Origin of the sequence: Halorientalis regularis, from assembly GCF_023698535.1 — an archaeon.
Taxonomy (GTDB): domain Archaea; phylum Halobacteriota; class Halobacteria; order Halobacteriales; family Haloarculaceae; genus Halorientalis; species Halorientalis regularis.
Genome location: NZ_JALJCL010000008.1, coordinates 108,923 through 133,365, shown reverse-complemented (window position 1 = coordinate 133,365; position 24,443 = coordinate 108,923). Strand labels below are relative to the sequence as shown.

The window sequence follows — 24,443 nt, the reverse complement described above, 5'->3', positions numbered from 1 at the left end:
TGAAGATTTGGGGTCCCTTTCTTGTGTTCCCGTGGTGTATCGACTCGTATGGTTCAACAAGCACTCCTGGTGACGGCCATCGGTATGGCAGCGTTCTTCCTGCTGATCCCGGCCTCGATCTGGCTGCTCAAGAGCGTCCTCGGCGGTGAGGAGGCCTCGGAGCCGGTCGAGGAGGTCGACACGGGCGAGCGATCCGAACCGCCGCGGCAGGGGTCGAGCGCCTGACTCGTTCGGTAACCGTCGCTGATCCGTTTTCGGGACCGAACGACACCCTCTTTGCACGCCCGGCGGACCGGGGAATATGGACCGCAAGCGGGAGCTGACGAGCGTCGACCTCGCGGCGCTCTGTGGCGAGTTCGGGGACTACGAGGGCGCGAAAGTCGACAAGGTCTACCTCTACGACGACGGCCTCGTCCGGTTCCGGATGCGTGATTTCGACCGGGGCCGCGTCGAGTTGTTGGTCGACATCGGCGAGACCAAACACCTCCGGGTGGCCGACGCCGAGAACGTCCCCGACGCGCCCGGTCGCCCGCCGAACTTCGCGATGATGCTCCGAAATCGCCTCTCTGGGGCCGACCTCGTGGGCGTCGAGCAGTACGGGTTCGACCGGATCGTCACGCTCGAATTCGAGCGCGGCGACGAGGACACGACCGTCGTGGCCGAACTGTTCGGCGACGGAAATATCGCCGTCCTCGACGAGACTGGCGAGGTCGTCGACTGTCTGGACACCGTCCGTCTGAAGTCCCGCACCGTCGCACCCGGCTCACCGTACGAGTTCCCCTCCTCGCGATTCAACCCGCTGGAGGCCGAGTACGAGGCCTTCGCCGCGAAGATGGAGGATTCGGACACCGACGTGGTGCGGACGCTGGCGACCCAGCTCGACTTTGGGGGGTTCTGGGGCGAGGAACTCTGTACCCGCGCCGGGGTCGACAAGACCATGGACATCGCCGACGCCGGCGACGAGGAGTACAGGGCCATCTTTTCCGTGATCGAAGACCTGCGGGATCGCCTCGACTCGGCCGACCTCGACCCCAGAGTGTACTACGAGGGAAGCGAACAGGGCGACGACGAGGAGGGCGGGGATGAGGACGAAACTGCCGAGGGGGAGGACGCCGACCGCGGGCTCCGCGTCGACGCCACGCCGATGCCGATGGCGGAGTACGACGACCTGCCCAGCGACGCCTTCGAGACGTTCACTGCGGCGCTGGACGACTACTTCACCAACTGGGAGGCCGAACCCGACACCGGGCCAGAGGACGGTGGCGGGCGGAACCGTCCGGACTTCGAGAGCGAGATCGAGAAGCAAAAACGGATCATCGAGCAACAGGAGGGGGCCATCGAGGACTTCGAGGCCGACGCCGAGGCCGAACGCGAGAAGGCCGAACTGCTGTACGCCGAGTACGATCTGGTCGACGACATCCTCTCGACGGTCCAGCAGGCCCGCGAGAACGACGTAGCCTGGGACGCCATCGGGGAGAAGTTCGAGGAAGGAGCCGAGCGTGGGATCGAGGCCGCCGAAGCCGTCGTCGGCGTCGACGGCAGCGAGGGCACCGTCACGATCGAACTCGACGATCACCGGATCGACGTGGACGCGAGCATGGGCGTCGAGAAGAACGCCGACCAGCACTACACCGAGGCCAAACGCATCGAGGACAAAAAGGAGGGCGCACAGGCGGCCATCGAGAACACCCGCGAGGAGCTGGCGGACGTCAAACGACGCCGCGAGGAGTGGGACGCCGCTGACGGCGACGAGGCTGGGGGTGGCGACGGCAGCGACGGTGCGGACGAAGCGGCTGAGGACGTGGACTGGCTCTCGCGGGCGTCGATCCCCGTCCGGTCCTCCGAGCAGTGGTACGAGGAGTACCGCTGGTTCCACACCAGCGACGACTTCCTCGTCATCGGCGGGCGCAACGCCGACCAGAACGAGGAACTCGTCAAGAAGTACATGGACAGCGGTGACAAGTTCTTCCACGCCCAGGCCCACGGCGGCCCGGTGACGATCCTGAAGGCGACGGGGCCCAGCGAACCGGCCAGGGACGTGGACTTCCCCGAGTCGACGCTCCAGGAGGCCGCGCAGTTCGCGCTCTCCTATTCCTCGGTCTGGAAGGACGGCAAGTACGCCGACGACGTGTACATGGTCGACCCCGACCAGGTGTCGAAGACGCCCGAGAGCGGCGAGTACCTGGAAAAGGGCGGGTTCGCCGTTCGCGGCGACCGGACGTACTTCGAGGACGTGGCCGCCAGCGCGGCCGTCGGCATCAAGTGCGAACCGGACACCCGCGTGATCGGTGGCCCGCCGGCCGCCATCGACCCGAAGGTCGAGACCAGCATCGAACTCGAACCCGGGCGATACGCGCAGAACGACATGGCCAAGATGTGTTATCGGGAGTTCAAGGACCGGTTCACCGACAAGTCGTTCGTCCGGAACGTCGCCAGCCCGGACCTCATCCAGGAGTTCCTGCCCCCCGGTGGGTCGCGGATGGTCGAGGACTGAGCCAGTCGGTCCCGTCAGTGCTTGTGCGTGAACAGCAACGGATTCCCGTCGTGCATCGCGGTGCAGATGTCCATCGCGAAGTCCAGTTCCAGTGAGTTGTACTCGTCTTTGCAGACGATCAGATTGTCGAACGGTGATTCGCAGGCGGGGCAGGCGATGCCGACCGTGTTCTGGTAGATGCTAACCGAGTCGCTCTCCTGCCGGGGCGTCAACGAGGAGACGAGTTCGTCGTAATCCTCCATACAGAAAGCGGGTCACGCGGCCAGTATAAATCACACGCCCGGACTGCACGGCCCGAACCCGCCGGGGTCGGGTCCACCATCACGCGAGTCACCGACGAAAACGACCCATAGAGCCAACTATCATGACGGCCATGGAGGACTATGCAACGACGGCTCCAGGGGTCGGCCATCGCCGCCGTGGGTCTCCTGTTGGCCGCCGTCCAGGTCGCACACGCGATGGCTCGCACGTCGACGACCGTCGGATTCCTCGTCGATCTCCTCCCGTTCCTGGCGATGGCGGCCGCGATCACCTTCGCCGGCGTCTGGGTCGCCCGGAGTTCCGACTACGTCGAGTACGGCACCGTCGTCGGCGCGTGGGTCGTCGGCGGCGCCGTCGCCTTCGCCGCGATCACCGCGTTGATCCTCTTCTCGCTGAACGTCGCCACCGAGACTTTCGACGTGTTTGGGGCAGCCCCATACGTCGCCATGGACAACGTTACCGCCGGGACGCTTGCCGGCGTCCTCGTGGGCATCTACGACGTGCGCAGCCGGATCGACCGGGAAGAGCTGAAACGCCAGCGCGACCGGATCGAGACGTTCGCCAACCGCGCCGCCGACACGAACCACTACGGCCGGGCGCTGAACGAGTGTGACACGATGGACGAGGTGAGTTCCCTCTGTGTCGAGGCCGCCACGACGCTCGTCCAGTTCCGCGACGTGGCCTTCGTCGAGCGTCGGGGCGGGTTCGCCACGCTCGTCGAGAGCACCATCGCCGGCGTCGACGAGGAGACCATCGCGGAACTGGCCGGGTTGGCCGCCGGCGCGGAACCGGCCACCGTCGTCACCCACGAGGACGATTTGCCGGCGGGACTCCCCGAAGATGTAGAGCGTGTCGTGACGATTCTGGTCACCGAGACCGACAGCGCCACGACGGCGCTGGTCGCGCCGGATCGGGGCGACACCGCCGTCACCGAGGAGACCCGCTCCCTGCTGGAGATGCTCGTCGCCCACGCCGGCACGGCGCTGGAGAACATCTACGAGCGGTCGATTCCCACGCGGGACCCGGACGACCCGGTCACCATCGAGATCGACGAGGGGGAGTGAGGGCCTACTCCGTGTCCGAAGGTCCGTCCCCGTCGTCTTCCGTCTCGTACTCCCCGAGCCGAACACCTGGCTCGACGTACCGGTCGGACTGCCGTTCGCGGTTGCGCTCGGCCAGCCGCCCCCACTCCCGGAGTCCTCGCTCGACCTGCTCACCCGAAAAGCCGATCACCTCGCCGACGGCCCGGAGGTCCCGCGGGGCCCGAAGGTCTAGATGCGAGGTCGGGTCGACGCTCACGACGTAAGGTACGTCGTAGGTCTCGACCATCTCGCGGAGTTTCCGGAGGTCCTGGATCGCCCGGACGCGTGTGCCGCCCTGTTCGCGGAGGGCCCGGACCAGCGAGAACTCGACGCGGACGCCGTTACGCGCGGCTTCCTTGGCGAGGACGTGGTTGAAGTCGCCGCCGTCCATCGGGTGGGCCAGCACGTCGACGGCGGGCTGTTCGACGGCGAAGCGGTTGAGCCGGTCGTCGCCGCCGTGGACGCAGACCACGGTCTTTTCGTCGCGGTAGTTGCCGACGAAACCGCTGGCACGGGAGGGATCGTCGGCCCGGACCTCGACGCCGTCGACCACGTCGATGCCGTAGGTCTCGGCGATTTCGTCGTAATCGGCGTCGCAGGGCTGGTCGCCGTGGTTGCGGACGACGACGCCCGAGTACCCGTACTCGGCGGCGGTGAGCGCCTGTCGCGCCACCGTACTCTCACCGTCCGGTCGCGCGTGGACGCCCTCGTACATTACGACTCCGCGATGAACGTCTCCAGAGCTTCGCGGGCGTTCTCGACCGCTTTCTCCTTCGTCGCGGGGTAGGCCTCGACCTTGGCCCGGACGGTCAGTCCGTCGCCGAGTCGAACGTCACCGCCGAAGGCGGCCTGTTTGTCCAGCCTGAGGAACAGCGAGCAGTTGTCGTCGACCCGTTCGTCGAGTTCGTCGGCCAGTTGCTGGGCGGTCTCGAGGTCGCTCAGACGGTTCAGCACGTGGCGCATCTCGTCGGCCCGTTCGACCCGGGCCGAGAGGACGACGATGCGGTCGCCGTGGTGCCCCTCCGAGGTCGCGCGCTCGATCTCGACCTCCTCGGGGAGGAAGGTCCGGAGTGCGCCCTCGACGCGCTTCTCGTCTTCGGTGGCGTAACAGAACGCGCGGAGGTCGACGTAGTGGAAGGGGACCGACGGCACGGCTACGTTACTCCTCGTCGTCGGCTTCGTCGACGAGTTCGAGCGAGTCCTCGGAGATGCCGGCCTCCTGTCCGTCGTCGAAGCTGATGGTGTAGTTGGCGTCGCCGAACATCGTCTCCATGACCTGCGTAATCACGCCCTCCTCGCCGTCGTGCTCGCTGTGCTCGTCGTGCAGAATGACGGTGTCGTCTTCCTCGAAACTCATACCCGAAATCTACTCACGCCGGCCTAAAAAGGGACTGATTCGCGCTCACCCCTCGACGATGCGGTCGCCGTCGCCGTCGACCCTGACCTGGTCGTCGAACGCCTGGGCCAGTTGCGCGACAGTCTGCTCGTCGTGGGCGGCCGGGTCGATGTGGAAGTGTGCGCTGGCCCCGAGTTCGGTCAACCTGTTGGTCAGCATGTGCAGGAAGCGAAAGAGGCGCTCGGTGTCGGCGTACTGCAGGAGGATCGACAGCGAGTCGAAACAGAGCGTCACGTCCCCGACCGCCGCCCACTCGCCGAGGGCGTCGCTGAGCGCCATCCCGAGCCCAGTCAAATCCGCCGGGTCGGTCAGCCGCTGGACGTGGTAGTGCTCCGCCGGGGGGTCCGGCCCGCGCTCGCCGACGACACCGCCGGCTCCGACCGCGACGACCGCCGACTCCGCCGGGTGAGCGGGGAGTTGCGACTCGATCAAACGATACCGTTCGATGGCTGACTCCATGTAGAGGACGTGAACCACGCGGCTACTGGCGGCGTCGTGGTGCGCGAGCAACTCCGTGCAGGCGTCGCGCTCGGCGTCACCGACGGAGGGTGCCAGCAGGAGGACGGCCCCGTCGTCCGGGAACTGCTCGCGGTTCTGGCCGGCCACGCGCTCCGTGGTCGTCATCGGGGCTCACCACGAATCCACTCACGACCGTCGTCAGTACGTCCACACTCAGACTGGTCCCCGAAGCGATCCGGCCCACGACCCCTGAACCGATCACGTCTGGGAGGGTTGCTCCCGTGTTCCATGACAGTGCAAGCCGGCCGAGCCCACATAACTCCCTGTCAGACGGGCGTCTGCCAGGAGATTCGACCGCAGGGAGAATCTCCGAACGAGCGAGCGGTGCAACCGCGAGCCGGACGCGTCGACCGTCGGGAGACGCTTCGGACGGGCGAGCGGTCGCGACGGCCAGTGTCGAAGACTTATTGCTGGCTCGTCTAAAATAGGTCGACATGGTCGACCGTTCGCACTCTTTCGCCGCCCCTCCGGATCGCGTGCAAACGCCACGCCACGCAGACGCGGCACGATGACGGCCGTCGACAACCTGTGGTATCTCGCCGACGAGGCCGATCAGCGGGCCGAACGGACGTATCACCGGCTCGCCAGCGACCACGAGAACTACGTCGAGTACGAGCGCACACGGAGCGTCTCCCGGTCGCGCTTCCGGACCGTCGCCGACCGCATCCGGGAGAACGGGCTTCCCTACGGTGCGCACACGCTGGTCTACCGCGAGTCGGGCGCCCTCCTGCTCGTCCGTCACGAGGGTGTCGACATGTGGGTCGTCCCCGGCGGTGAGGTCCACGCCGACGAGTCCCTGCGCGAGGGCGCACGCCGCGAACTCCGAGAGGAGGCCGGCATCGACGCCGCCTACGAGGGGTTGGGCGTCCTCGCCCGGGTCAACTTTCGCAGCGACGGTCATCACGCCTGGGGCGTCCTCCCGGTGTTTGCAGCCCGGGCGGAGTCGACCGACCTCGAAGTCCGTGACCCCGACGGGGAGATCTCCGACGCGCGGTGGTTCAGGGACCTGCCCGAGGACACCCGCGACCGGGCGGAACTGCTCACCTGGCGCGAGCGGGCGCTGTGATCGACGGTCACGCCGGCAGTTCGGCCACTGTTTCCACGCGCCGAAATCGGAAGCGGTTTTAAACCTGACAGGTGGGTTGGTGTGGATACGGATGGAACGATCACAGATGGCTGTCGTCGCCGGTGTCGTCGGCGCGGTCGTGATAGCAGGGGTCGGTGCGGCGTTCGTCTTCGGCCTGGTACCGGGCGGTGGGGACGACGATACAACACCGCCGACGACGGGCGACGGAAACGAGAGCGACGTGGCCCTGACCTTCACGCTCGTCGGCGGCTCGGAGTGTGGCCGCACCTGCCGGGTGGTGAACACGACGATCAGAAACACGGGGAACAGGTCGCTGAACGTGACTGCGGATCACGCCCTGTTCACCAGGTACGAGAACGGCAGCGCGAAGAAGGAAGCCTGGAGCGGGGCGGTCGCCCCGGGAGCCATCGCCGCGAACGAGACGGTCAGCAGCACGTTCGAGATCAACGTGGGGATCGGCGACGGGCTCGCACTCAGGGAAAACGACGGGCTCCTGTTCACGACGTTGCAGACCGGCCAGGGCAACAAGACGGTCGAGACCGTCGTCCCGGTCGATTAAGTCCCGAACTCCTCGCCCTCGCGACCGTCGGCGTTCATGCGCCTGAGCGTCGCCCGCGCGTTGCTGGCGTCGTAGCCGAACAGGACGCTCTCGCCGTACTCGCTGGCGACTTCGGCGGCATCGATGAGGTTGTCGATTTCGACGTCGACGGCGTACAACTCGACGCTGAACGGGGTGTCGAGCGCGTCGGCAAAGCCCGACGCGATGATCTCCAGCCAGTAGGTCGTCGTGTAGGCCATGTCGTAGATGGGGACGACGAACTCGTCCACGTATTCTTCGAGGGCGTCGATATCGAGGCCAGCCCGTTCGTAGACGTGGCCGGGGTAGGGGTCGGGGTACAGCGTCAGGTAGAGGTCGCCGGGGACGTGTTCGCGGGCCTCGCGGACGAACTCGGTGATCACGTCGGCGCGCCAGGCGAACCAGTCGTCGAACTCGCTCTCGGCGAAGCGCCGTTCACAGCGGTCGCAGTGGCAGTACTCCGGGCGCGGAAAGCCCACGTCGTCGAGGCGCACGTCCGGGGTCACGTCGGCGGCGTCTTCGACGATTTCCAGCAGGCCCTCCCGGTAGTCGTCGCGGGTGGGGCAGACGTAGGCCCAGTCGAAGTAGCGCCGCTCCCGCGTGGCGGGCTCTCCGTCCTCGGAGACTGGGACGAGTTCGGGGTTGGCGTCGGCGGCGGCGTTGTCGCCAAAACAGGAGACCATGCTGATGCCCTCGGGGACAGGTTCGGCGGCCCGGCCGGTGACGTCTTTGACCTCGTAGAACGACCGGTCGAACTCGGACCAGGCCAACTCTTCCTCGTTGCGGGTGACGACGCCGTACATATCTGTGGGTACGGAGCGGCCGGGAAAAGCCCGTCGGGGCCAGGGCGGTTCGCGCGCGATACGTCAGTGGCGTCGACTCACTTCTTGACCGCCAGACGGTACACGAGTACGATGGCGACCAGGGCGGCAGCGAGCTTGAGCTTCTTGGACATTGCATGATAAAAAACGACGGGTCGAGGTATAATCCTTCCGGGGTCACAGGACCCGAATCCGGGGCGGACCGCCCTCAGTCGACGTGGATGTGGTCGGCGATGGACTCCCGGATGATCGTGTCGCAGTACGCACACCGCACGCCCTCCTCGAGGACGGCGAAGCGCGAGTCGACCGGCTCGTCTTTCGTGGTGATGCAGTTGCGGTTGGGACACTGCAGGACGCCGACGACCTCGCTGGGTCGCTCGACGCGGTGTTTCTCGACCACGTCGTAGTCCCGGACGATGTTGATCGTCGCCGCAGGCGCGATCAGCGAGAGGACGTCCACCTCGTCCTGACTCAACTCGCGGCCCTCGACTTTCACCACGTCCTTCCGACCCAGTCGCTCGGAGGGGACGTTCATTCCGATGGAGACCTCCTCGCCGCCGGAGCCGTCGATGCCCAGGATCGCCAGGACGTTCAGCGCCTGGCCGCCCGTGACGTGATCGATGACAGTTCCCTCGGTGATCTTGCTGACTCTGAGTTGCTGGTCCTCGCTCATAGGTTGCCCTCCAGGATGAGATCGAGTAATGCCATACGCACCGGCACGCCGTTGTGTGCCTGCTCGAAGTAGCGTGCGTGATCCGTCTCGTCCACGTCGGGTGCGATCTCGTCGACGCGGGGCAGCGGGTGCATCACGACCAGATCGTCTTTGGCCGCCGCCAGCGTCTCGGCGTCGATCTGGTACTCCCCGGCGACCTTGCGGTACTCGTCCTCGTCGGGGAACCGCTCGGCCTGGATCCGGGTGACGTACAGCACGTCGAGGCTGTCCAGCACCTCCTCGAGTTCCGTGTGTTCCCGCATCGAGGCCCCCGCCTCGTGGAGGTCGTACCGGACCCCGCGCGGGAGCTTCAGACTCTCGGGGCTGACGAAGTGTTGCTGAGCGTCGAAGGTCGTCAGTGCGTGGGCCAGCGAGTGGACCGTCCGGCCGTACTTCAGGTCGCCCATGATCCCCACGGTCAGGTCCGAAAACCCCGCCGACTCCCGGATGGTATAGAGGTCGAGTAGCGTCTGTGTTGGGTGTTGGCCGGCCCCGTCGCCCGCGTTGATCAGGGGTACGTCGACGAATTCGCTCGCCATCTTGGCCGAGCCTTCGAGCGGGTGGCGCATCACGAGGGCGTCGGCGTAGCCCTCGACGACCCGCACCGTGTCGGCGAGACTCTCGCCTTTCTTGACGCTGGACTGGTCGACCGGGCCCATGTCGACGATGTCGCCGCCGAGTCGTTTCATCGCCGCGGAGAAACTCATCTTCGTGCGCGTGCTCGGTTCGAAAAAGAGCATGCCGAGCAACTGCCCGGCGTGCCGGTCGGCCACGGCCTCGGGATCGGCGGCGATCTCGGCCGCGCGATCCAGTACCGACTCGATGTCGGCACGCGAGAGGTGTTTCGCGCTGATGATGTGGTCCTGGGGCATTGAGAGAACCCGCGACCCGCGGCCTCTTGAATCCCTCGTTAGTCGGGACGAATCGAAACCGACTCCGAACGCTTTTGACCGAAACCGCGACCACCCGCGGCCATGCTCGCGATAGCTGGCGGCAAGGGCGGGTGTGGGAAGACGACCACGACGTACCGCCTCGGCCGCGCACTCGCCGCCGACGGCCGGTCACCGCTGCTGGTCGACGCCGACGTGGAGATGCCCGACCTCCACCGTGTCGCAGGCGTCCCGCGCGAACCCGGTCTCGCCGCCGTGGCCGACGGACGGCGACCCGCGAGTGTCGCCCACACTCCGGCCGACCATCCCGCCCTCGCCGTCCTCCCGGCGACGGGGGCCGACGCGGACGCCCTCGCCGCCGCGGCACCTCGACTGCGCGCGTGGGACGGGCCGGTCCTGCTCGACTGTCCGGCCGGTGCGATGGCCAACGCGGTCGGCCCGTTGCGCGTCGCCGACCGGACGCTCCTCGTCTCGACCCCGCGTCGCCGGTCGCTCCGGGACGCCGTCAAGACCGCCGCGATGGCCCGCGAACTGGACGCGCCGCCACTCCTCGCGGTGCTGGTCGAGACCAGTCCGGCCGACGACGCGGCCACGGTCCCGGCCGGGACCGCGCGCGCCGCGATGAACTGTCCGGTTGCGGCCCGCGTAACCTACGTTTCGAGTGGAGATCGCCCGACGAAAACGGTTCGTACGGTGTATCGACGGGTCGCAAGAAAGGTTCAACAACGGAATATTTAATCTGCTGGGTACGCTTGGCTCGTACTGACATGGAGAATCGGCTCCGGACCGGGATCGACGTTCTCGACCGGAAGCTCAACGGTGGTATCCCGGCCGGTAGTATCGTCGCGCTCTGTGCCGACCCGGCGAGCCAGGCCGAGCTCTTTCTCTACGAACTGACCGCGACCCGGGGCACACTCTACCTCTCGCTCGACCGTTCCGAGGAGGCCGTCTCAGACAGCATTCGCAACTCGCCGACCGAGACCGGCGACCCCACCGTCCGGCACATTCCCGGAGAAGCGCCGCTCGACAACGCCGGCAAACTCGTCTCCGCACTTCCGGAGACCTCGAACCTCATCATCGACCCGGTGAACGTCCTGGAGACCCAGGAACCGCCCTCGCGGTTCCGCAACTTCGTGAACGACCTCCAGAACCACATCTTCAACACCGGATCGTTGGCCGTCCTGCACTGTCTCACCGGCCACCAGATTCCGCGGTTGCGGGACTCCACCGAACACTTCGCCGACGTCATCTTCCAGCTGGAGACGGAGACCAACGGCGACGACGTGGAGAACCGGCTCGCCATCCCGAAATTCCGTGGCGGGCGTGCGCCCTCCGACGTGATCAAACTCGACCTCGTCGAAGAGGTCTCCATCGACACGAGCCGGGATATCGCCTGATCGTCAGTCGTCGGCGGCCGCCGACGCCGTTGCGCTGTCCGGTGCCGTCGCGACCGCGTCTTCGTTGCCTGCGACCCAGCGAAGCAACAGGAACGCGAACACGTACTTCGCGAGGATGTCGAGCCCCGAGTAGCCCCAGGACGTGATCGCCACGTCGAGCAGGGCGAGACCCTCCGTGCCCAGCGCCCAGAGGATCGGGTATCCGAGCCACAGGATCACCGTCAACACCTTCAGCGTCCCGAAGATGTCGGCGGTCCCGGCCCGGGCCGCGTCGTCGGGCCACTCGACCAGCAGGATGTAGAGGACGACGAGGAAAAACGCCGAGCTGATGCCGAAAAACGCCCACCGAAGCAGGTACGACTGGGTGACGAGCGCAGCGGCGAGTCCCGTCACACACATTCCCACGTCCATGGTGATCGCAGTGAAGAGCTTCGCCGTGTCCGTGCCCGCGAGCAGGCCAAGCGCCAGCAGGATCATGGGTGTGGAGAACGTCCACGTCAGGTAGCGACCCCACGGGGAGAACACCGATTCGCCGGCCAGGGCGTGTCCGGCGGGCATCTCCAATGTCCCGATCGTCAGCCCGGAGAGCAGTGCGGAGTAACTGGCGATCGAGACGAGTGGTACCAGAAGTGTCGATACCCATATCAACCGAGCACGTGGTGTGTCTACGTTCCGTCCCATGTAGACGAAAAGCAGAATCGCCAGCCCCGCGAGGGCGACGTTCGCCCACAGCGACGCGCTCAACACCGTGTCGTTCCGGAGGATCTCGACCGCGCTGGTCTCCGTCTGTAGCAGTACATCCGGCTGTGCCAATCTCGTGGCCGCGGCAGTGGCTGTATCGAGCATGTGTGAAGTCGGCTCCGCGGTCGATTTTTGCGGAACCGTTCGTATTACATACCACTATCTGATAAAACAGCACCCCATCCAGTCAGTGGTCCCCGCCGCGTCCGCGACGAGCGATGCGACTGCGTTCGAAAAAAAGACGAGAAGACTGGCCCGAGGGGATTACTCGTTGGCGTCCTCGGCCGCGCCTCCGATCTCCTCCATGATCTCGTCGGCGTCCACGTCGGCGTCTTCGAGGGCTTCCTCGATGTCGCCCTCGCCGCCGCCCATGCCGCCCATCATGCCGCCCATGCCCATGCCCATCCCGGAGCCGTCGATGATCTCCTGGATGATCACGCGGTCGAGACCGAGCAGGTCCGTGACCTGCTGACAGATCTGCTGTTTCTGCATCATCCACTGCTGGTTCATACTGAGCTGGGGGTTGGCCTCGATGTAGAGGGTCTCCTTCTCGACCTCGACGATTTCGGTCTCGGGTTCGGGTTCGTCGTCCTCGTCACCCTCCTCGTCGGGCTGGACGAGTTCCTCTTCCTCGACCTCGTCGGTCTGGATCCACATCTCTAGATCCATGCCGAGGTACATGTCGAAGAGGCTGCGGGCCTGTTCGAGCTGGTCCTCGACCCGGCCGACGACCTCGTACTCGTACTCGATGTCTTCGCCGGCCAGCGGGTGGTTGAAATCGACGCGGGCGCGGCCACCGACGAGGGTCTCGACCCGGCCCTGCTGGCCGTCGATCTGGACCTGCGCGCCGGGGTACTGGTCGTCCTCGGGGATTTTGTTGACCGAGACGGTGCGCACGTCGTCCTCGTCGAACTCGCCGAACGCCTCCGCGGCGGGAATCTCGACGGTGCCGCTGTCACCGACCTCGCCGCCGATGATGTCTTCTTCGACGGCCTCGAAGAGGAACTCTTCACCGAGCACGAGCGTGCGGGGCTCGAACTCGCGGTCTTCCTCGTCCAGGCCCTCTTCTTCGGCGACCTCGGGGTAGGTCGTGTCGACGATGGTGCCCTCCTCGACGGTGCGGGCGGTGTAGTCCAGTTCGACGAAGTCGCCCGCCTGGAGCCCGGACTGTTCGGATTCGGTTGTCTCCTCGCTGTTTGCTACGTCATCGGCCTGTTCGGCCTCGTCGGCCTCGGCTTCGTCACTCATACCGTGAAGGTAATGGGTTACGCCTATAAGCACAACGTTTCGACCCGGGCCGCCGACTGACCGGGCGACCGGCCGGAATCCGGATTCTTTAGTCTTGCCCCGCGAATCGGGAGGTATGTACGAAGTGGAGGTCAAGGTCCGCGCCGACCACGAGGCCGTCCGGGACCGTCTGGCCGAACTGGACGCCGAACCGCTGGGGACCGTCGAACAGGTCGACACCTACTTCGACGCGCCCCACCGGGACTTTGCGGCGACCGACGAGGCACTGCGCCTCCGCGAGGAACGGGACGCCGGTGGCGCGATAACCGAATTGACCTACAAGGGGCCGCTGGTCGAGGCCGAGTCCAAGACCCGCGAGGAGATCGAGTCGGAAGTGGCGGATCGGGAGCGCGTCCAGGCCATCTTCGAGTCCCTGGGCTTCTCGCCGGCCGCAACGGTCGAGAAAGAGCGCACCCGATTCCGAATAGAGGAGTTCACCGTCACCCTCGACTCCGTGGCCGAGGTCGGCGAGTTCGTCGAGGTCGAGACCGAGTGCGAGCGCGAGGCCGACGTGCCGACCGAGCGCGAAGCCGCCGCGAGACTCCTCGAATCGCTCGGTCTGGACCCCGACGACGGGATCCGAACCTCCTATCTCGGCATGCTACTCGCGGATGGGGATGCTTGACAGTAATTCTGTCAGTCTCGACATTTCCGGAAGTTATAGAATCCCCACCTGCCAAGGCACGGGTAATGACCGAGCGGAACATTCGCGTCGAGCCGACTACCCGGCTCGCAGTCGAAGATCAGGAAGTCGAGATCGTCGAGCGCAAGGGGATCGGGCATCCGGACTCGATCTGTGACGGCGTGGCCGAGCGCGTCTCGCAGGCACTCGCCCAGGCATACCTCGAACGCGTCGGCAAGCCTCTCCACTACAACACCGACGAGACTCAGCTGGTCGCGGGCAGCGCCGCACCGGCCTTCGGCGGCGGGGAGATCCAGGAACCGATCTATCTGCTGATCGTCGGCCGCGCGACCAAGGAGTACGAGGGGACGAAGATTCCGGCCGAGACCATCGCCCTCGAAGCCGCCCGCGACTACCTCAACGAGGAGATTCCACAGCTCGACGTGGGCCGAGATGTCGTGATCGACGTGAAACTCGGCGAGGGCAGCGGCGACCTGCAGGAAGTGTTCGGCGAAGACGGCGCGGTGCCGATGGCCAACGACACGAGTTTCGGCGTCGGCCACGCGCCGCTGACCGAGACCGAGCAGATCGTCCACGAGACCGAACGCCGACTCAACGGCGAGTACGCCGACGACAACCCCGAAATCGGCCCGGACGTGAAGGTGATGGGCAAACGCGAGGGCGATCAGGTCGACGTGACCGTCGCCGTGGCGATGATAGACGAGTACGTCGCTGACATGGACGCCTACCGCGACGCCGTCGAAGGCGTCCGGGAGTACGTGGGTGACCTGGCCCGCTCGATCACGGACCGCTCGGTCACCGTCCACGTCAACACCGCCGACGACTACGAGGAGGGCGCGATCTACCTGACCTGCACCGGTACCTCCGCCGAACAGGGCGACGACGGCTCGGTCGGCCGTGGCAACCGCGCGAACGGTCTCATCACCCCCAACCGGCCGATGAGCATGGAGGCCACGAGCGGGAAAAACGCCGTCAACCACATCGGGAAGATCTACAACCTGCTCTCGACGGACATCGCCGACGCCGTCGTCGACGAGGTCGACGGCATCCGGGAACTCCAGATCCGGCTGCTCAGCCAGATCGGTCGCCCCATCGACCAGCCCCACGTGGCCGACGCGCACGTCGTCACGGAAGACGGCGTCTCCGTCGCCGACATCGAGGACGAAGTGACCAGGATCGTCGACGAGCGTCTCGCCGACGTGACCTCGATCACCGAGCGGGCCATCGACGGCGACCTCTCGACGTTCTGATCCGGTTTTGCCGGTCGGGGAGCCGAAACCGCTATGCTTCGCGGCCCTGTTCCGACGAGTGTGACACAGGTCTGTCTCGTCGGCGATCCGGAGGTGAATCTCCGGTACGAGTTGCTCTCGCGGGAGACGGCCCGGAACGCCCTCGCGACCTACGACCTGCGCGAGCCGTTCGAGAACACCGTCGCCGTCGAGACGGTGAGCCTCGGCGCGGCCGTCGCCCTCCTGAACGATCTGAACTGGTATCTCGTCCGGTTCACGCGCGACGCGTTCGTCCGCGAACCCAGCGTCAGCGAGACCGAGTGGCTCTCCCGGGATCTGGCGGTCGCCGTCCGCGACGACGAACTGTCCGCCGACGAGACCGGACGCTTCCTCAGGATCTACGGCGTCGAGTACGAGTCCGACCGTGACGACGGCGGCCCGCCCGACACGGTGTCGAGCGACGGGGACACCGACGCCGGCGAGTCCGAGACGGACGACGAGCCCGACGACACGACCGTCGAGACGGCCCCGGCGCTGGTCGAACCGATGTACGCCGCCCGGACTGGCCCGGAACTCCCCGAGTACGACCTGCAGGACGTTTCTGACACGCTCGTCGTCAGAGTGGCCGAAGCCGAGTTCGGCGGCGAGAAACAGCGATAGGGCGGTCGCGGTGCGGAGGCGCTTGCTGTAGGGGTCGAGCATCCGCGCGAGCGGAGCGAGCGCGGTTCACCGGACGCGAACGAAGTGAGCGTCCGGGTAGTTTTTGTACTAAATTTTTGCGAGTGGGGGTGCGCTTCGCGCACCCCCCGAAGTAAAAATTTAGTGTCCGAACATCCCGGTCGACATGTACCGTTCGCCGGAGTCCCAGAAGACGGTGAGGACGAGCGGACAGTCGGTGAACGTGTCCGACCCGGGATCGGCGGGGCCGTCGCCGTCCATCACGATCCCCGGGCCGGGACCACCCTCGTCGGGGGCGGGCGGGCAGTCGGCGCCGGGGTCGGCCAGTCGCTCGGCGACGCGGCGGGCGACGACGTTGGTGCCGCCGGAGGACTGCCCGACCAGAATCCCTTCTTCGCGGGCGAGACGACGGCACTCCGCCTCCGCGGCGTCGATGCCGACAGTTTCGACCGAGTCCAGCAGGTCGGTGTCGAGGTTGTCGCTGACGAAACCCGGGCCCATCCCCTGGAAGTCGTCCGACCCCGACTCACCCGTCGAGAGGACGGCGTTGTCCTCGGGTTCGACGGCGACGACTTCCATGTCGGGGAACTCTTCGAGCAGGCGGCGTGCCGTTCCCGAGAGCGTTCCACCAGTACCGACGCCGGCGACGAAGGCGTCGGGAGTGCGGTCGCCCAACTGTTCCAGAATCTCGGGGCCGGTCGTCCGGTAGTGGGCTTCGGGGTTGGCGGGGTTCTCGAACTGCCGGAGCTGGACCATGCCCTCCTCGGATTCGAGCCGATTGGCGCGCTCTTTGGCCGCGTCCATCTCGCCCTCGACGAGTTCGAGGGTCGCGCCGTAGGCTTTCATCAGGTTGCGTCGCTCCTCCGACTTGGAGGCTGGCATGACGATGGTGATGTCGTAGCCCTTGGCGGCGGCGACGAGCGAGAGACCGATCCCGGTGTTGCCGCTCGTCGGTTCGACGATGTGGTCGCCGGGTTCGAGGTCGCCGGCGGCCTCGGCGGCTTCGATCATCGCCAGCGCGGGGCGGTCCTTGGCCGACCCGCCCGGGTTCTTCGACTCGATCTTCGCGGCGACGGTCGCCCCCGGCGGGGACTTGACCTGCACCAGCGGCGACCCGATGGTCTCCAGAATCGACGCGTGCATTTGCCCCCGATATGCCACCCCCGCTTAAGTGCTCACTGCCGCCGGCAGGGTGTGCCTCGGTCGCTGACACCCGCCTGGCCGCCGGGTTTTTGCGCACGCCCGTTCGAGACGGTACCATGGCACGACCGTCGGCTGCCGGCGAGGTCACCGAGACCTACGTCGCCGCCCTCCAGCACGATCTGGTCGCCTTCGACGACGCCGCGCTGGTCGGTGTCGTCCGCCAGCCGACGGGCTGGTTCCACGGTACGGTCGACGAGAACCGGCCCGCGCTGGGGCCGCCGACGGACCTGCTGGAAGCGACGAAACAGCGCCAGGAGGACCTGAAGACGCAGGGCCTCTGTGACGAGGGTGCGCACAACGCGGCCTGGGACGAGGTGGGATTCGAGGAGCGATACCGCAAGCACGTCCGCGAGTCCCCCGACGCGCAGGCCGCACTCGCGGACCTGGCCGAGCGGGTGCGCGACGGCGAGACTGTCGTCCTCGTCTGTTTCGAGGCCGAGGACAAGCGGTGTCACCGGCACGTGCTGGTCGAACTGCTGGAGGGACGGCTGGCGAACGGGACCTGACGGTCGGCTGTCGGGAACGCACTGGTTAAGGCCGCTGACCGCGTTGATACGGTATGAGCGACGGACGACTCACGACGATGGAACCGGACCCGGTCTGGGACGAAGACTCCTACGAGGAGACGGTCGAGACGCTGCGCGATCTGGACGAGACCGTGGTGTTCAAAGTCTGGGGCGGCGACTGGTGCAAGGATTGCCGGTCGCAGCTTCCGGCCTTCGGCGCGGCGCTGAAGGCGGCCGACATCTCCGAGTCCCGGATCGAACACTACCCGACCGAGAAGGAAGACGACGGATCGAAGACCGGCCCCGGCGTCGCGGAGTACGGCATCGAGTACATCCCGACGGTCGTCGTCGAGGACTCGGAGACGGGCGAGGAACTCGCCCGATTCGTCGAGGACGCGGAGGTCCCCATCGCGGTGGCCCTCGCCGACGACCTCGCCGACGTCGAAACGACGGCCTGAGTGGCCAGCGACGGCCGAGCCGGCGCCGACCTGCAACCTGGTCGCGACAGCCGTGACCGCCCGGTAGCGAACGACTCCCCCTCACCCGACCCGGGAGGAACGCCGTAACCGCGCCCCGCTGTCTCCGGAGTGGAGAGTACAGACAACTGACCTGTTCTATTCGGAATATAACGAAGGGCGTAGGTGACCGACATCGATGCGATGCGACGGAACACGAACGCGGGACTCGACAGGCGGCAGTTCATCAGACACCTGTACGACGTGTCTCCACGATGGGCTGGAGGGGGACGTGAGTTCGGTGATCGTCCACGAGAAGTGGACGGGTGACAACGACGGGGGCGCGGCGTCGTTCACGGTTCCCGGTCTGGCGAAAGACTGCTCCCGGCTGGTGCAGGACGACGGGCACGACGCGCCGAGCGACTCCGACCAGTGGGTGACCGATGGCATCCTCCAGACCGTCCACTGGACCTGGGCCGGCGGTCGCAACGACGGCGGGGTGTACGGGCCGCTCGACGACGACTGGTGAGACTGCATCGCGGGCTCCGGCTGGTGGGTAGCCAGGTCAGTACCGGAGCGTCGACCGGTTCACGCGGTAGATCGTCACGGCGTCGTTCTCGAAGACGGGTTCCGTGGCGGGGTCGTCGTCGAACCGGTCGGTGCCGTACCGCCTGCGCTCCTCGGGGCCGTAGTAGACGTATCGGACACCGTAGCGGTCGAGGAGGCGATGCCGGTCCGACCGACTCCCTTCGAACATGACGTCAACGTCGTCGACGCGACGCCAGTAGGCGTCGGGGTCACGGAACCCGACTTCGCGTGCCCTTCCGGCGACGGTCGGGACGCCGGTCAGACTCGACGGGGCGTTGACCCAGTAGTAGTCCGGGTCGATCCCCGAGCCGGGCGCGGTCAACAGCGCCGGCGTCCCCGACTGATTGTCGAGCCAGGTGATCGCGGCCATGCGGTCGGGGTATCGCTCCGTCGCGAACGAGAGCGCGTCGAGCGTCGGGTCGTCGACGCTATTGTGCGGTTCGCCGTCCCCGTCGGTCCACTCGACGACGGCGGCGACGCCGTAGACACCGGTCGAGAGGACCAGTATCGCCACGAGGATCGGGCCGAGGTCGACGCCGCCGATCCTGGGGAGCGACGGCCCGTCACCGTCGGACAGCAGGCGGCCGACGACGACGGCGGCGGCGACGGCCAACAGCAACCAGACCGCGGCGTAGGTCTCGAAAAAGGTGTTCACACGCCCGATCCTGGTCGGCTCGTTCAGGTAGACGAGTTCCACCAGGACGATCAAGCCGAAACCGGCGAGCGCGAGGACGCCCTCGTAGCCCACCGGGGCGTCAGCGTCGGATCGGCGGCCGCGCTGGGGGACGAACCAGGCGACCAGCACGAGCATCGCGAACACGACCACGCCGGCAAAGCCCGAGAGGAGGTAGTTCACAATCGCGACTGCGCCCACGACGATACCGGCGCTCGTCCGGACCTCCGTGTCCGGCGTCAACCGCACCAGCAGGTACGGCACGAGGACGGCGAGGAAGGGGCCGTGGACGAGCAGGAGCGATCCGAGTGGACTCCGCGTCGGAAAAAAGGCGATGGAGAGTCCGGTGGTCGCCGAGACCGACCAGAACGGGAGCGACCAGCCGACCGCCAGCAGCGCCACCACGCCGGTCGCGAGCGTCGTCGCCAGTGCCCGCCCGTCACGAACGAACCGGACGACCGGCGCGTCGCCGGACAGCGGGACGGATTCGCGCAGGCGGTCGAAGCCGAGCGACACGGGCGACGCGGGGGCGAAGTACAGTGTCAGCCACACCACGCCGAGGAGGATCGGGAGCGACCAGCCGTTGGTCACGGTCACGAAGCCCGCGATGGCCGGGACGATGCCGAACACGACGCCCTGCCGGTATCGTCGCTTCCCCGCGTCCGTCTCGAAGTACGCGTACAGACAGGCGACGGCCAGAAGCGAGAACGGTGCCGCAAGCATGTGCGCGTGCAGGTCGCCGTTGAGGTAGGCAAAGAGCGGGAACTCGGTGATCATGCCCGGCACGACGCGGCTGGCCGGCCAGTAGTCCAGCCCCGCCAGCGCGGATGTGAGCGACCCGTCGACGAGGGCCGACAGGAGGCGGACGACTGGTGACAGGTTGCTCGCGATGCCGACGAAGAAGACGCCTGCGAGGGCGGCGGCGCGACCGGCGTCCCAGCGCTGGCCGATCGCGCCCGCCAGTCCGTAGGCGGCTGTCACGAGGGTCGCGTAGAAGGTAGCCAGCGAGAGGTTGTAGGCGAGCCGTGCCGGCGTGCCGGTGAGCCGCGCCAGGAGCGAGGCCGTGAACTGCCCGCCGTAGTAGTAGCTGAACGGTTCGCCGGCGAACCACATGTCTTCGGCCGGCAGGGCCGTCGCTCGGATGTGTGCGCGGAGCAACCCGAAATCGAGGAACTTCTCGCCGCTCGCGGGATCGGCGGCGGGGTCGAAAGCACGGAGCGTGAGCAGGCAAACGAACGCGAGGACGAAGAGGCCGTAGGCGGGCAGCCCGGCCCGGAACCGGTCGCGCCAGTCCGTCCGGCGGGCCGTGACGACGGCGGCGACCACCAACACTGCGAGACCGGCCACGAGTCCGGCCGTGATCGAGAGGTGGCCGATCCAGAGCGCGACGCTCCCGACCACGAACAGCGCCGCGGGGAGGCCGAACGCCGGCGCGTAGTGACCGAGGCTTGCGAGCGGTCCGAGTGCGATCAGTCCGCCGGCCAGCCCGAGGACGAGACAGACGACCAGCCAGCCGACGACGGCGTCGATGGGAATCACCCGTTCTCGGGTGGGTGGCTCACGGCGCGGTTACAAAAACACGGCGACACCCATCAATCCGCTGTCTCGAACCACTCCAGCGCCGCCCCGATGTCGTGGCGCGGCGGCGAACAGGTGAACGCGCGACAGGCGTACACCGTCGGTTCGCCGTCGCGCTCGTCCCGGTCGGCCCAGATCGGTGGTGCCTCGTCGAGATTCAGCCGGTCGAGCCAGTCCGCCAGTTCGTCGGCGCTGGGCGGCCGGCGCGTGAGGATGCGACCCGGGAGGTACGCCTCGCCGACGGCCGCCCGCCACCTCTCGGGGAGTGAATCGGCGGCGACGGTGAGTTCGTGACCGCCGTGTTCGTAGCCGTCGGCGGCCAGCACGAGCGACGCGTGCCGGAGCGGGTCGGACTCGATCTCGTTGCCGTGGGTCGCCAGCACGGTCTCGGCCACGTCGGCGAACCCATCGCGGGGCAGGAACTGATCGAGCGCGAGCAACAGATCGGCGGCGACCCCGGCACTGGAGGGCGTCGACTGGTCGGTGAGTTCCTGGGGGCGCGCGACCAGGCCCTCGCCGTCGGCCGGCGTGAAGTACAGTGTTCCCGCGTCGGCGTCCCAGAAGTTCGCCTCGATGGCTCGTGCGAGGTCCAGCGCGAACGCGAGGTGGTCGACCTCGCCGGTGACCTGATAGATGTCGAACGCGCCCCGCGCGAGGAATGCGTAGTCTTCGAGGTAGCCGTCGACGCTCACGTCGCCGTCCTTGTACCGCCGGGCGAGCCGCTTTTCCTCGGCGTTCCAGAGATGTTCCCGGAGGAAATCCAGTGCGTCGACGGCCGGCTCAACGGCCCCGGGACCCGCCACGAGGCCGGCCTCGGCGTAGGCCGACAGCATCAGCCCGTTCCAACTGGCGAGGATCTTCTCGTCGCGGCGGGGTCGGGGCCGGTCCGCGCGGGCCTCGACGACGGCGGCTGTCGCCTCGTCCAAGACCGTCTCGACCGTGTCGCGGTCGAGGTCGTACGCGTCGGCGAGGTCGTCGCTGTCGGCGACGACCGTCAGCACGGTCCGGCCCTCGAAGTTCCCGGGTTCGGTGACGCCGTAGCGGTCACAGAACAGGTCGGCGGCGGTGTCGTCGTCCACGGCGTCGAACTCCGTCCCGGCGACGGCCTCCCGGACTTCTTCGGGCGTCCAGACGTAGAAGGCTCCTTCTTCTTGCTCGCCGTCCTCGCCCTCGCTCTGGGCGTCGAGCGTGCTGAAGAAGCCGCCGTCGGGGTGCTGGAGTTCCCGGGTGACGAACTCCAGGGTCTCCAGCGCGTACTCCCGGTAGCGTTCGTCGCCGGTCGCCTGGTAGCCAGCCAGCAGAGCACGGGGGATCTCGGCGTTGTCGTACAGCATCTTCTCGAAGTGGGGGACCGTCCAGTCTCGGTCGGTGCAGTAGCGGTGGAAGCCACCGCCGACGTGGTCGTAGAGGCCGCCCTCGATCATCGCGTCCAGCGCCTCGGTGGCGACCGCGCGGTACTGGTCGCGACCGGTCCGGCGGTGGGCCCGAAGGAGGACGTGGACGCGGCCGGCCTGGGGGAACTTCTGGCCGCGGCCCCAGCCGCCGTGGTCGCGGTCGGCTCCGCGGACGGCGGCCTGTGCGGCCGCGTCGAGTGTCTCCGAGGGTGCCTCGCCGGCCGATTCTGGCGTCTCCTCGAGTTCGCCCTTGACCGCGTTCGTCCACTTCTCGGCGCGCTGTTCGAGCCCGTCGCGTTCGGTCTCCCAGCTCTCGGTGATGTCGTCGAGCAGCTGGCCGAAGCCCGGCATCCCGCGCTTGGATTCAGGCGGGAAGTACGTCCCGACGAAGAAGGGCTCGCCCTCGGGCGTGAGGAACACGGAGAGGGGCCAGCCGCCGGTGCCCTGTGTCATCTGGCAGATGGACTGGTAGATGGAATCGAGGTCGGGCCGCTCCTCGCGGTCGACCTTGATCGGGACGAAGTTCTCGTTGAGTTTGCGGGCGATGTCGGGGTCCTCGAACGATTCGTCCTCCATCACATGACACCAGTGGCAGGCCGAGTAGCCGACCGAGAGGAAGATGGGCACGTCGCGTTCGCGGGCGGCGTCGAGGGCGGCGTCGTCCCACGGTTGCCAGTTGACGGGGTTGTCGGCGTGCTGGCGGAGATACGGGCTCTCCTCGTCGTCGAGTCGGTTCCGGTCGGCGGGAGCCGCGTCGGTCATGGGACGGGGTAGACGCGCCGGGCACTTGAGGGCGGGGACGCGGGACCGGGGCCCACAGCGGGTATGGTAACGCTTACGTGAGCGTAGTTCGCGGGTTTTCCTATGACAGAGACCGTGCTGCTGGTGGGCGGTGGCGGTCGCGAGCACGCCATCGCTCGTGCGCTCGCCGACTCCGACGCCGACCTGTACGCCTGTGCCGGCAACCGCAACCCGGGGATCGCGGAGATCGCCGTTGGATTCGAGACGCTGGACACGACGACGCCGCCCGCGGTCGTCTCCTACGCCGAGGACGTGGGCGCGGACCTCGCGGTCATCGGCCCGGAAGCGGCGCTGGAAGCCGGCGTCGCCGACGCGCTCGACGACGCGGGTATCTACACGTTCGGCCCGCAGGAGGAGGAAGCCCGCATCGAGACGGACAAGGGCTTCCAGCGCCGCTTCATGGAGAAAGAGGGCGTGCCGGGCTGTCCCGACTTCGAGGAGTTCCGGGACACCGAGGCCGCCTGCGAGTACATCGACGAGTACGACGGCGACCTCGCGATCAAGCCCGCCGGCCTCACCGGCGGCAAGGGCGTCCGCGTCATGGGCGACCAGGTCGACGCCGAGGAGGCCAAGGCGTACATCCGCGATTCGGACTACGACCGGATCGTCCTCGAAGAGCGCCTGATCGGCGAGGAGTTCACGATCCAGGCGTTCGTCGCCAACGGCGAGTTGCGCGTCACGCCAGCCGTGCAGGACCACAAGCGCGCCTACGAGGGCGACGAGGGCCCCAACACCGGCGGCATGGGCAGTTACAGCGACGGCTCGCTGGAACTCCCCTTCATGACCGAAGACGAGTACCACGACGCCGTGGACGTACTCCGGGCCGTCGTCGACGCGCTGGACGGATACAAAGGGGTGCTGTACGGCCAGTTCATGCTCACCGCCGACGGGATCAAAGTCGTCGAGTTCAACGCGCGCTTCGGCGACCCCGAGGCGATGAACACGCTCCCCGTTCTGAACACGGACTTCCTCGACGTGCTGACGGCCGCCCGCGACGGCGAGAAACTCCCGAAACTGGCGTTCCAGCGCCAGGCCACCGTCTGCAAGTACGCCGTCCCCGACGGCTACCCGACCGACCCCGAAGCGGGGGCGAAAGTCCAGATCGACGCGGACTCGGCGGGCGACGCGCTCCTCTTCTACGCCTCCGTCGACGAGCGCGACGACGGGATCTACACGACGACCTCCCGCTCGTTCGCGGTCGTGGGCGTCGCCGACTCGATCACCGAGGCCGAGGAAGTCGCCGAGGACGCGCTCCAGCGGGCCGGCACCGACGGCCTGCGCGTCCGCCACGACATCGGCAAACCCGATCTCGTCCAGCGCCGGATCGACCACATGGCCGAGTTGCGCGACTAGCGACGTCCTGATCGGACAGCGAGAGCAGCCAGTTTTTCGCGTCGTCCAGCGCTCGACCACCGGCCCGACAGTTGTCGC

Annotated in this window: 27 protein-coding genes; 14 read left to right on the top strand and 13 right to left on the bottom strand. The window is 67.2% G+C overall.

The genetic code is table 11. From position 1 onward, the window contains the following. The first annotated feature begins 48 nt into the window (after positions 1-48). Positions 49-225 (top strand): hypothetical protein, encoded by a 177-nt coding sequence (locus MU521_RS12085; protein WP_175452877.1) that lies wholly within the window; start codon positions 49-51, stop codon positions 223-225. Between the two features lie 76 nt (positions 226-301). Beyond that, positions 302-2,494, top strand: coding sequence for a ribosome rescue protein RqcH (gene rqcH, locus MU521_RS12080; RefSeq protein ID WP_092692902.1), 2,193 nt, complete (start codon positions 302-304; stop codon positions 2,492-2,494). A gap of 14 nt (positions 2,495-2,508) precedes the next feature. On the opposite strand, the gene MU521_RS12075 is transcribed toward rqcH, so the two are convergent. Beyond that, entirely contained in the window at positions 2,509-2,736 is a 228-nt protein-coding gene (locus MU521_RS12075; RefSeq protein WP_092692907.1) for a DUF7385 family protein, read from the bottom strand. Between the two features lie 141 nt (positions 2,737-2,877). Between MU521_RS12075 and MU521_RS12070 the strand changes: the two genes are divergently transcribed. Further along, complete coding sequence (locus tag MU521_RS12070) at positions 2,878-3,819, top strand: hypothetical protein (RefSeq protein ID WP_092692909.1); 942 nt, start codon at positions 2,878-2,880, stop codon at positions 3,817-3,819. Positions 3,820-3,823: 4 nt separating this feature from the next. Here the strand turns inward: MU521_RS12070 and MU521_RS12065 are convergent, their stop codons facing one another. Genes MU521_RS12065 through MU521_RS12050 form a run of 4 tightly spaced genes read right to left on the bottom strand, consistent with a single transcriptional unit; the run spans position 3,824 to position 5,857 of the window. Continuing rightward, positions 3,824-4,552 carry an RNase P subunit p30 family protein gene (locus MU521_RS12065; protein WP_092692912.1) on the bottom strand — a complete coding sequence of 243 codons (729 nt, stop codon included), beginning with the start codon at positions 4,550-4,552 and terminating at the stop codon, positions 3,824-3,826. Then, complete coding sequence (locus MU521_RS12060; protein ID WP_092692914.1) at positions 4,552-4,989, bottom strand: RNA-binding protein; 438 nt, start codon at positions 4,987-4,989, stop codon at positions 4,552-4,554. The genes MU521_RS12065 and MU521_RS12060 overlap by 1 nt, the downstream gene beginning before the upstream one ends. Before the next feature lie 7 nt (positions 4,990-4,996). Further along, positions 4,997-5,194, bottom strand: a complete 198-nt coding sequence (locus MU521_RS12055; RefSeq protein WP_092692917.1) for a DUF1918 domain-containing protein — start codon at positions 5,192-5,194, stop codon at positions 4,997-4,999. A 45-nt stretch (positions 5,195-5,239) separates the two neighbouring features. Next, positions 5,240-5,857: a DUF7504 family protein gene (locus tag MU521_RS12050; RefSeq protein WP_092692920.1), complete on the bottom strand. Its 618-nt coding sequence runs from the start codon at positions 5,855-5,857 to the stop codon at positions 5,240-5,242. Between the two features lie 403 nt (positions 5,858-6,260). Here MU521_RS12050 and MU521_RS12045 point away from each other — a divergent pair, with 403 nt between their 5' ends. Both MU521_RS12045 and MU521_RS12040 read left to right on the top strand, forming a co-directional pair. Beyond that, positions 6,261-6,818: an NUDIX hydrolase gene (locus tag MU521_RS12045; RefSeq protein WP_092692922.1), complete on the top strand. Its 558-nt coding sequence runs from the start codon at positions 6,261-6,263 to the stop codon at positions 6,816-6,818. 91 nt (positions 6,819-6,909) lie between these two features. Further along, the gene (locus MU521_RS12040; RefSeq protein ID WP_092692925.1) at positions 6,910-7,398 is read left to right on the top strand and encodes a hypothetical protein; all 489 of its coding nucleotides are present in this window, start codon (positions 6,910-6,912) and stop codon (positions 7,396-7,398) included. On the opposite strand, the gene MU521_RS12035 is transcribed toward MU521_RS12040, so the two are convergent. The 3 genes from MU521_RS12035 to pyrB form a co-directional block, all read right to left on the bottom strand. Then, positions 7,395-8,219 carry a hypothetical protein gene (locus MU521_RS12035; RefSeq protein WP_092692927.1) on the bottom strand — a complete coding sequence of 275 codons (825 nt, stop codon included), beginning with the start codon at positions 8,217-8,219 and terminating at the stop codon, positions 7,395-7,397. The genes MU521_RS12040 and MU521_RS12035 overlap by 4 nt on opposite strands. A 226-nt stretch (positions 8,220-8,445) precedes the next feature. Next, positions 8,446-8,910 (bottom strand): aspartate carbamoyltransferase regulatory subunit, encoded by a 465-nt coding sequence (gene pyrI / locus MU521_RS12030; RefSeq protein WP_092692930.1) that lies wholly within the window; start codon positions 8,908-8,910, stop codon positions 8,446-8,448. Continuing rightward, the gene (gene pyrB / locus MU521_RS12025; RefSeq protein ID WP_092692932.1) at positions 8,907-9,821 is read right to left on the bottom strand and encodes an aspartate carbamoyltransferase; all 915 of its coding nucleotides are present in this window, start codon (positions 9,819-9,821) and stop codon (positions 8,907-8,909) included. Before pyrB ends, pyrI begins: the two co-directional genes overlap by 4 nt. A 102-nt stretch (positions 9,822-9,923) precedes the next feature. Here pyrB and MU521_RS12020 point away from each other — a divergent pair, with 102 nt between their 5' ends. Together MU521_RS12020 and MU521_RS12015 are read left to right on the top strand one after the other, a co-directional pair. Then, complete coding sequence (locus MU521_RS12020; RefSeq protein WP_092692935.1) at positions 9,924-10,577, top strand: MinD/ParA family ATP-binding protein; 654 nt, start codon at positions 9,924-9,926, stop codon at positions 10,575-10,577. Between the two features lie 29 nt (positions 10,578-10,606). Beyond that, positions 10,607-11,236 (top strand): RAD55 family ATPase, encoded by a 630-nt coding sequence (locus MU521_RS12015; RefSeq protein WP_092692937.1) that lies wholly within the window; start codon positions 10,607-10,609, stop codon positions 11,234-11,236. A 3-nt stretch (positions 11,237-11,239) separates the two neighbouring features. Here MU521_RS12015 and MU521_RS12010 read toward each other — a convergent pair whose 3' ends face one another. Next, positions 11,240-12,082, bottom strand: a complete 843-nt coding sequence (locus tag MU521_RS12010) for a bacteriorhodopsin (RefSeq protein WP_092692940.1) — start codon at positions 12,080-12,082, stop codon at positions 11,240-11,242. Between the two features lie 159 nt (positions 12,083-12,241). Further along, on the bottom strand, positions 12,242-13,225 hold the full coding sequence (locus MU521_RS12005; protein ID WP_092692942.1) for an FKBP-type peptidyl-prolyl cis-trans isomerase: 984 nt from the start codon (positions 13,223-13,225) through the stop codon (positions 12,242-12,244). Positions 13,226-13,340: 115 nt separating this feature from the next. Between MU521_RS12005 and cyaB the strand changes: the two genes are divergently transcribed. The 3 genes from cyaB to MU521_RS11990 all read left to right on the top strand — a co-directional run bounded on the left by cyaB (position 13,341) and on the right by MU521_RS11990 (position 15,796). Then, positions 13,341-13,889 carry a class IV adenylate cyclase gene (gene cyaB, locus MU521_RS12000; protein ID WP_092692945.1) on the top strand — a complete coding sequence of 183 codons (549 nt, stop codon included), beginning with the start codon at positions 13,341-13,343 and terminating at the stop codon, positions 13,887-13,889. 65 nt (positions 13,890-13,954) lie between these two features. Further along, the gene (locus tag MU521_RS11995; protein ID WP_092692949.1) at positions 13,955-15,157 is read left to right on the top strand and encodes a methionine adenosyltransferase; all 1,203 of its coding nucleotides are present in this window, start codon (positions 13,955-13,957) and stop codon (positions 15,155-15,157) included. 60 nt (positions 15,158-15,217) lie between these two features. Beyond that, positions 15,218-15,796, top strand: a complete 579-nt coding sequence (locus MU521_RS11990; RefSeq protein WP_092693167.1) for a DUF5804 family protein — start codon at positions 15,218-15,220, stop codon at positions 15,794-15,796. Between the two features lie 159 nt (positions 15,797-15,955). On the opposite strand, the gene MU521_RS11985 is transcribed toward MU521_RS11990, so the two are convergent. Continuing rightward, complete coding sequence (locus MU521_RS11985; protein ID WP_092692952.1) at positions 15,956-16,957, bottom strand: PLP-dependent cysteine synthase family protein; 1,002 nt, start codon at positions 16,955-16,957, stop codon at positions 15,956-15,958. 116 nt (positions 16,958-17,073) lie between these two features. Between MU521_RS11985 and MU521_RS11980 the strand changes: the two genes are divergently transcribed. From MU521_RS11980 to MU521_RS11970, 3 genes are all read left to right on the top strand, one after another. Further along, on the top strand, positions 17,074-17,523 hold the full coding sequence (locus MU521_RS11980; protein WP_092692955.1) for a DUF488 family protein, N3 subclade: 450 nt from the start codon (positions 17,074-17,076) through the stop codon (positions 17,521-17,523). Between the two features lie 53 nt (positions 17,524-17,576). Beyond that, the gene (locus tag MU521_RS11975) at positions 17,577-17,981 is read left to right on the top strand and encodes a TlpA family protein disulfide reductase (RefSeq protein WP_092692959.1); all 405 of its coding nucleotides are present in this window, start codon (positions 17,577-17,579) and stop codon (positions 17,979-17,981) included. Between the two features lie 196 nt (positions 17,982-18,177). Continuing rightward, a complete protein-coding gene (locus MU521_RS11970; protein ID WP_139171124.1) occupies positions 18,178-18,507 on the top strand; it encodes a hypothetical protein in 330 nt (109 codons plus the stop codon). A 36-nt stretch (positions 18,508-18,543) separates the two neighbouring features. Here the strand turns inward: MU521_RS11970 and MU521_RS11965 are convergent, their stop codons facing one another. Both MU521_RS11965 and MU521_RS11960 read right to left on the bottom strand, forming a co-directional pair. Then, positions 18,544-20,778: a DUF2298 domain-containing protein gene (locus MU521_RS11965; protein ID WP_092692966.1), complete on the bottom strand. Its 2,235-nt coding sequence runs from the start codon at positions 20,776-20,778 to the stop codon at positions 18,544-18,546. 53 nt (positions 20,779-20,831) lie between these two features. After that, positions 20,832-22,973: a thioredoxin domain-containing protein gene (locus MU521_RS11960; RefSeq protein WP_092692973.1), complete on the bottom strand. Its 2,142-nt coding sequence runs from the start codon at positions 22,971-22,973 to the stop codon at positions 20,832-20,834. Positions 22,974-23,075: 102 nt separating this feature from the next. On the opposite strand from MU521_RS11960, the gene purD reads away from it, so the two are divergent. Continuing rightward, positions 23,076-24,365, top strand: a complete 1,290-nt coding sequence (purD, locus tag MU521_RS11955) for a phosphoribosylamine--glycine ligase (protein ID WP_092692977.1) — start codon at positions 23,076-23,078, stop codon at positions 24,363-24,365. Positions 24,366-24,443: the final 78 nt, after the last annotated feature.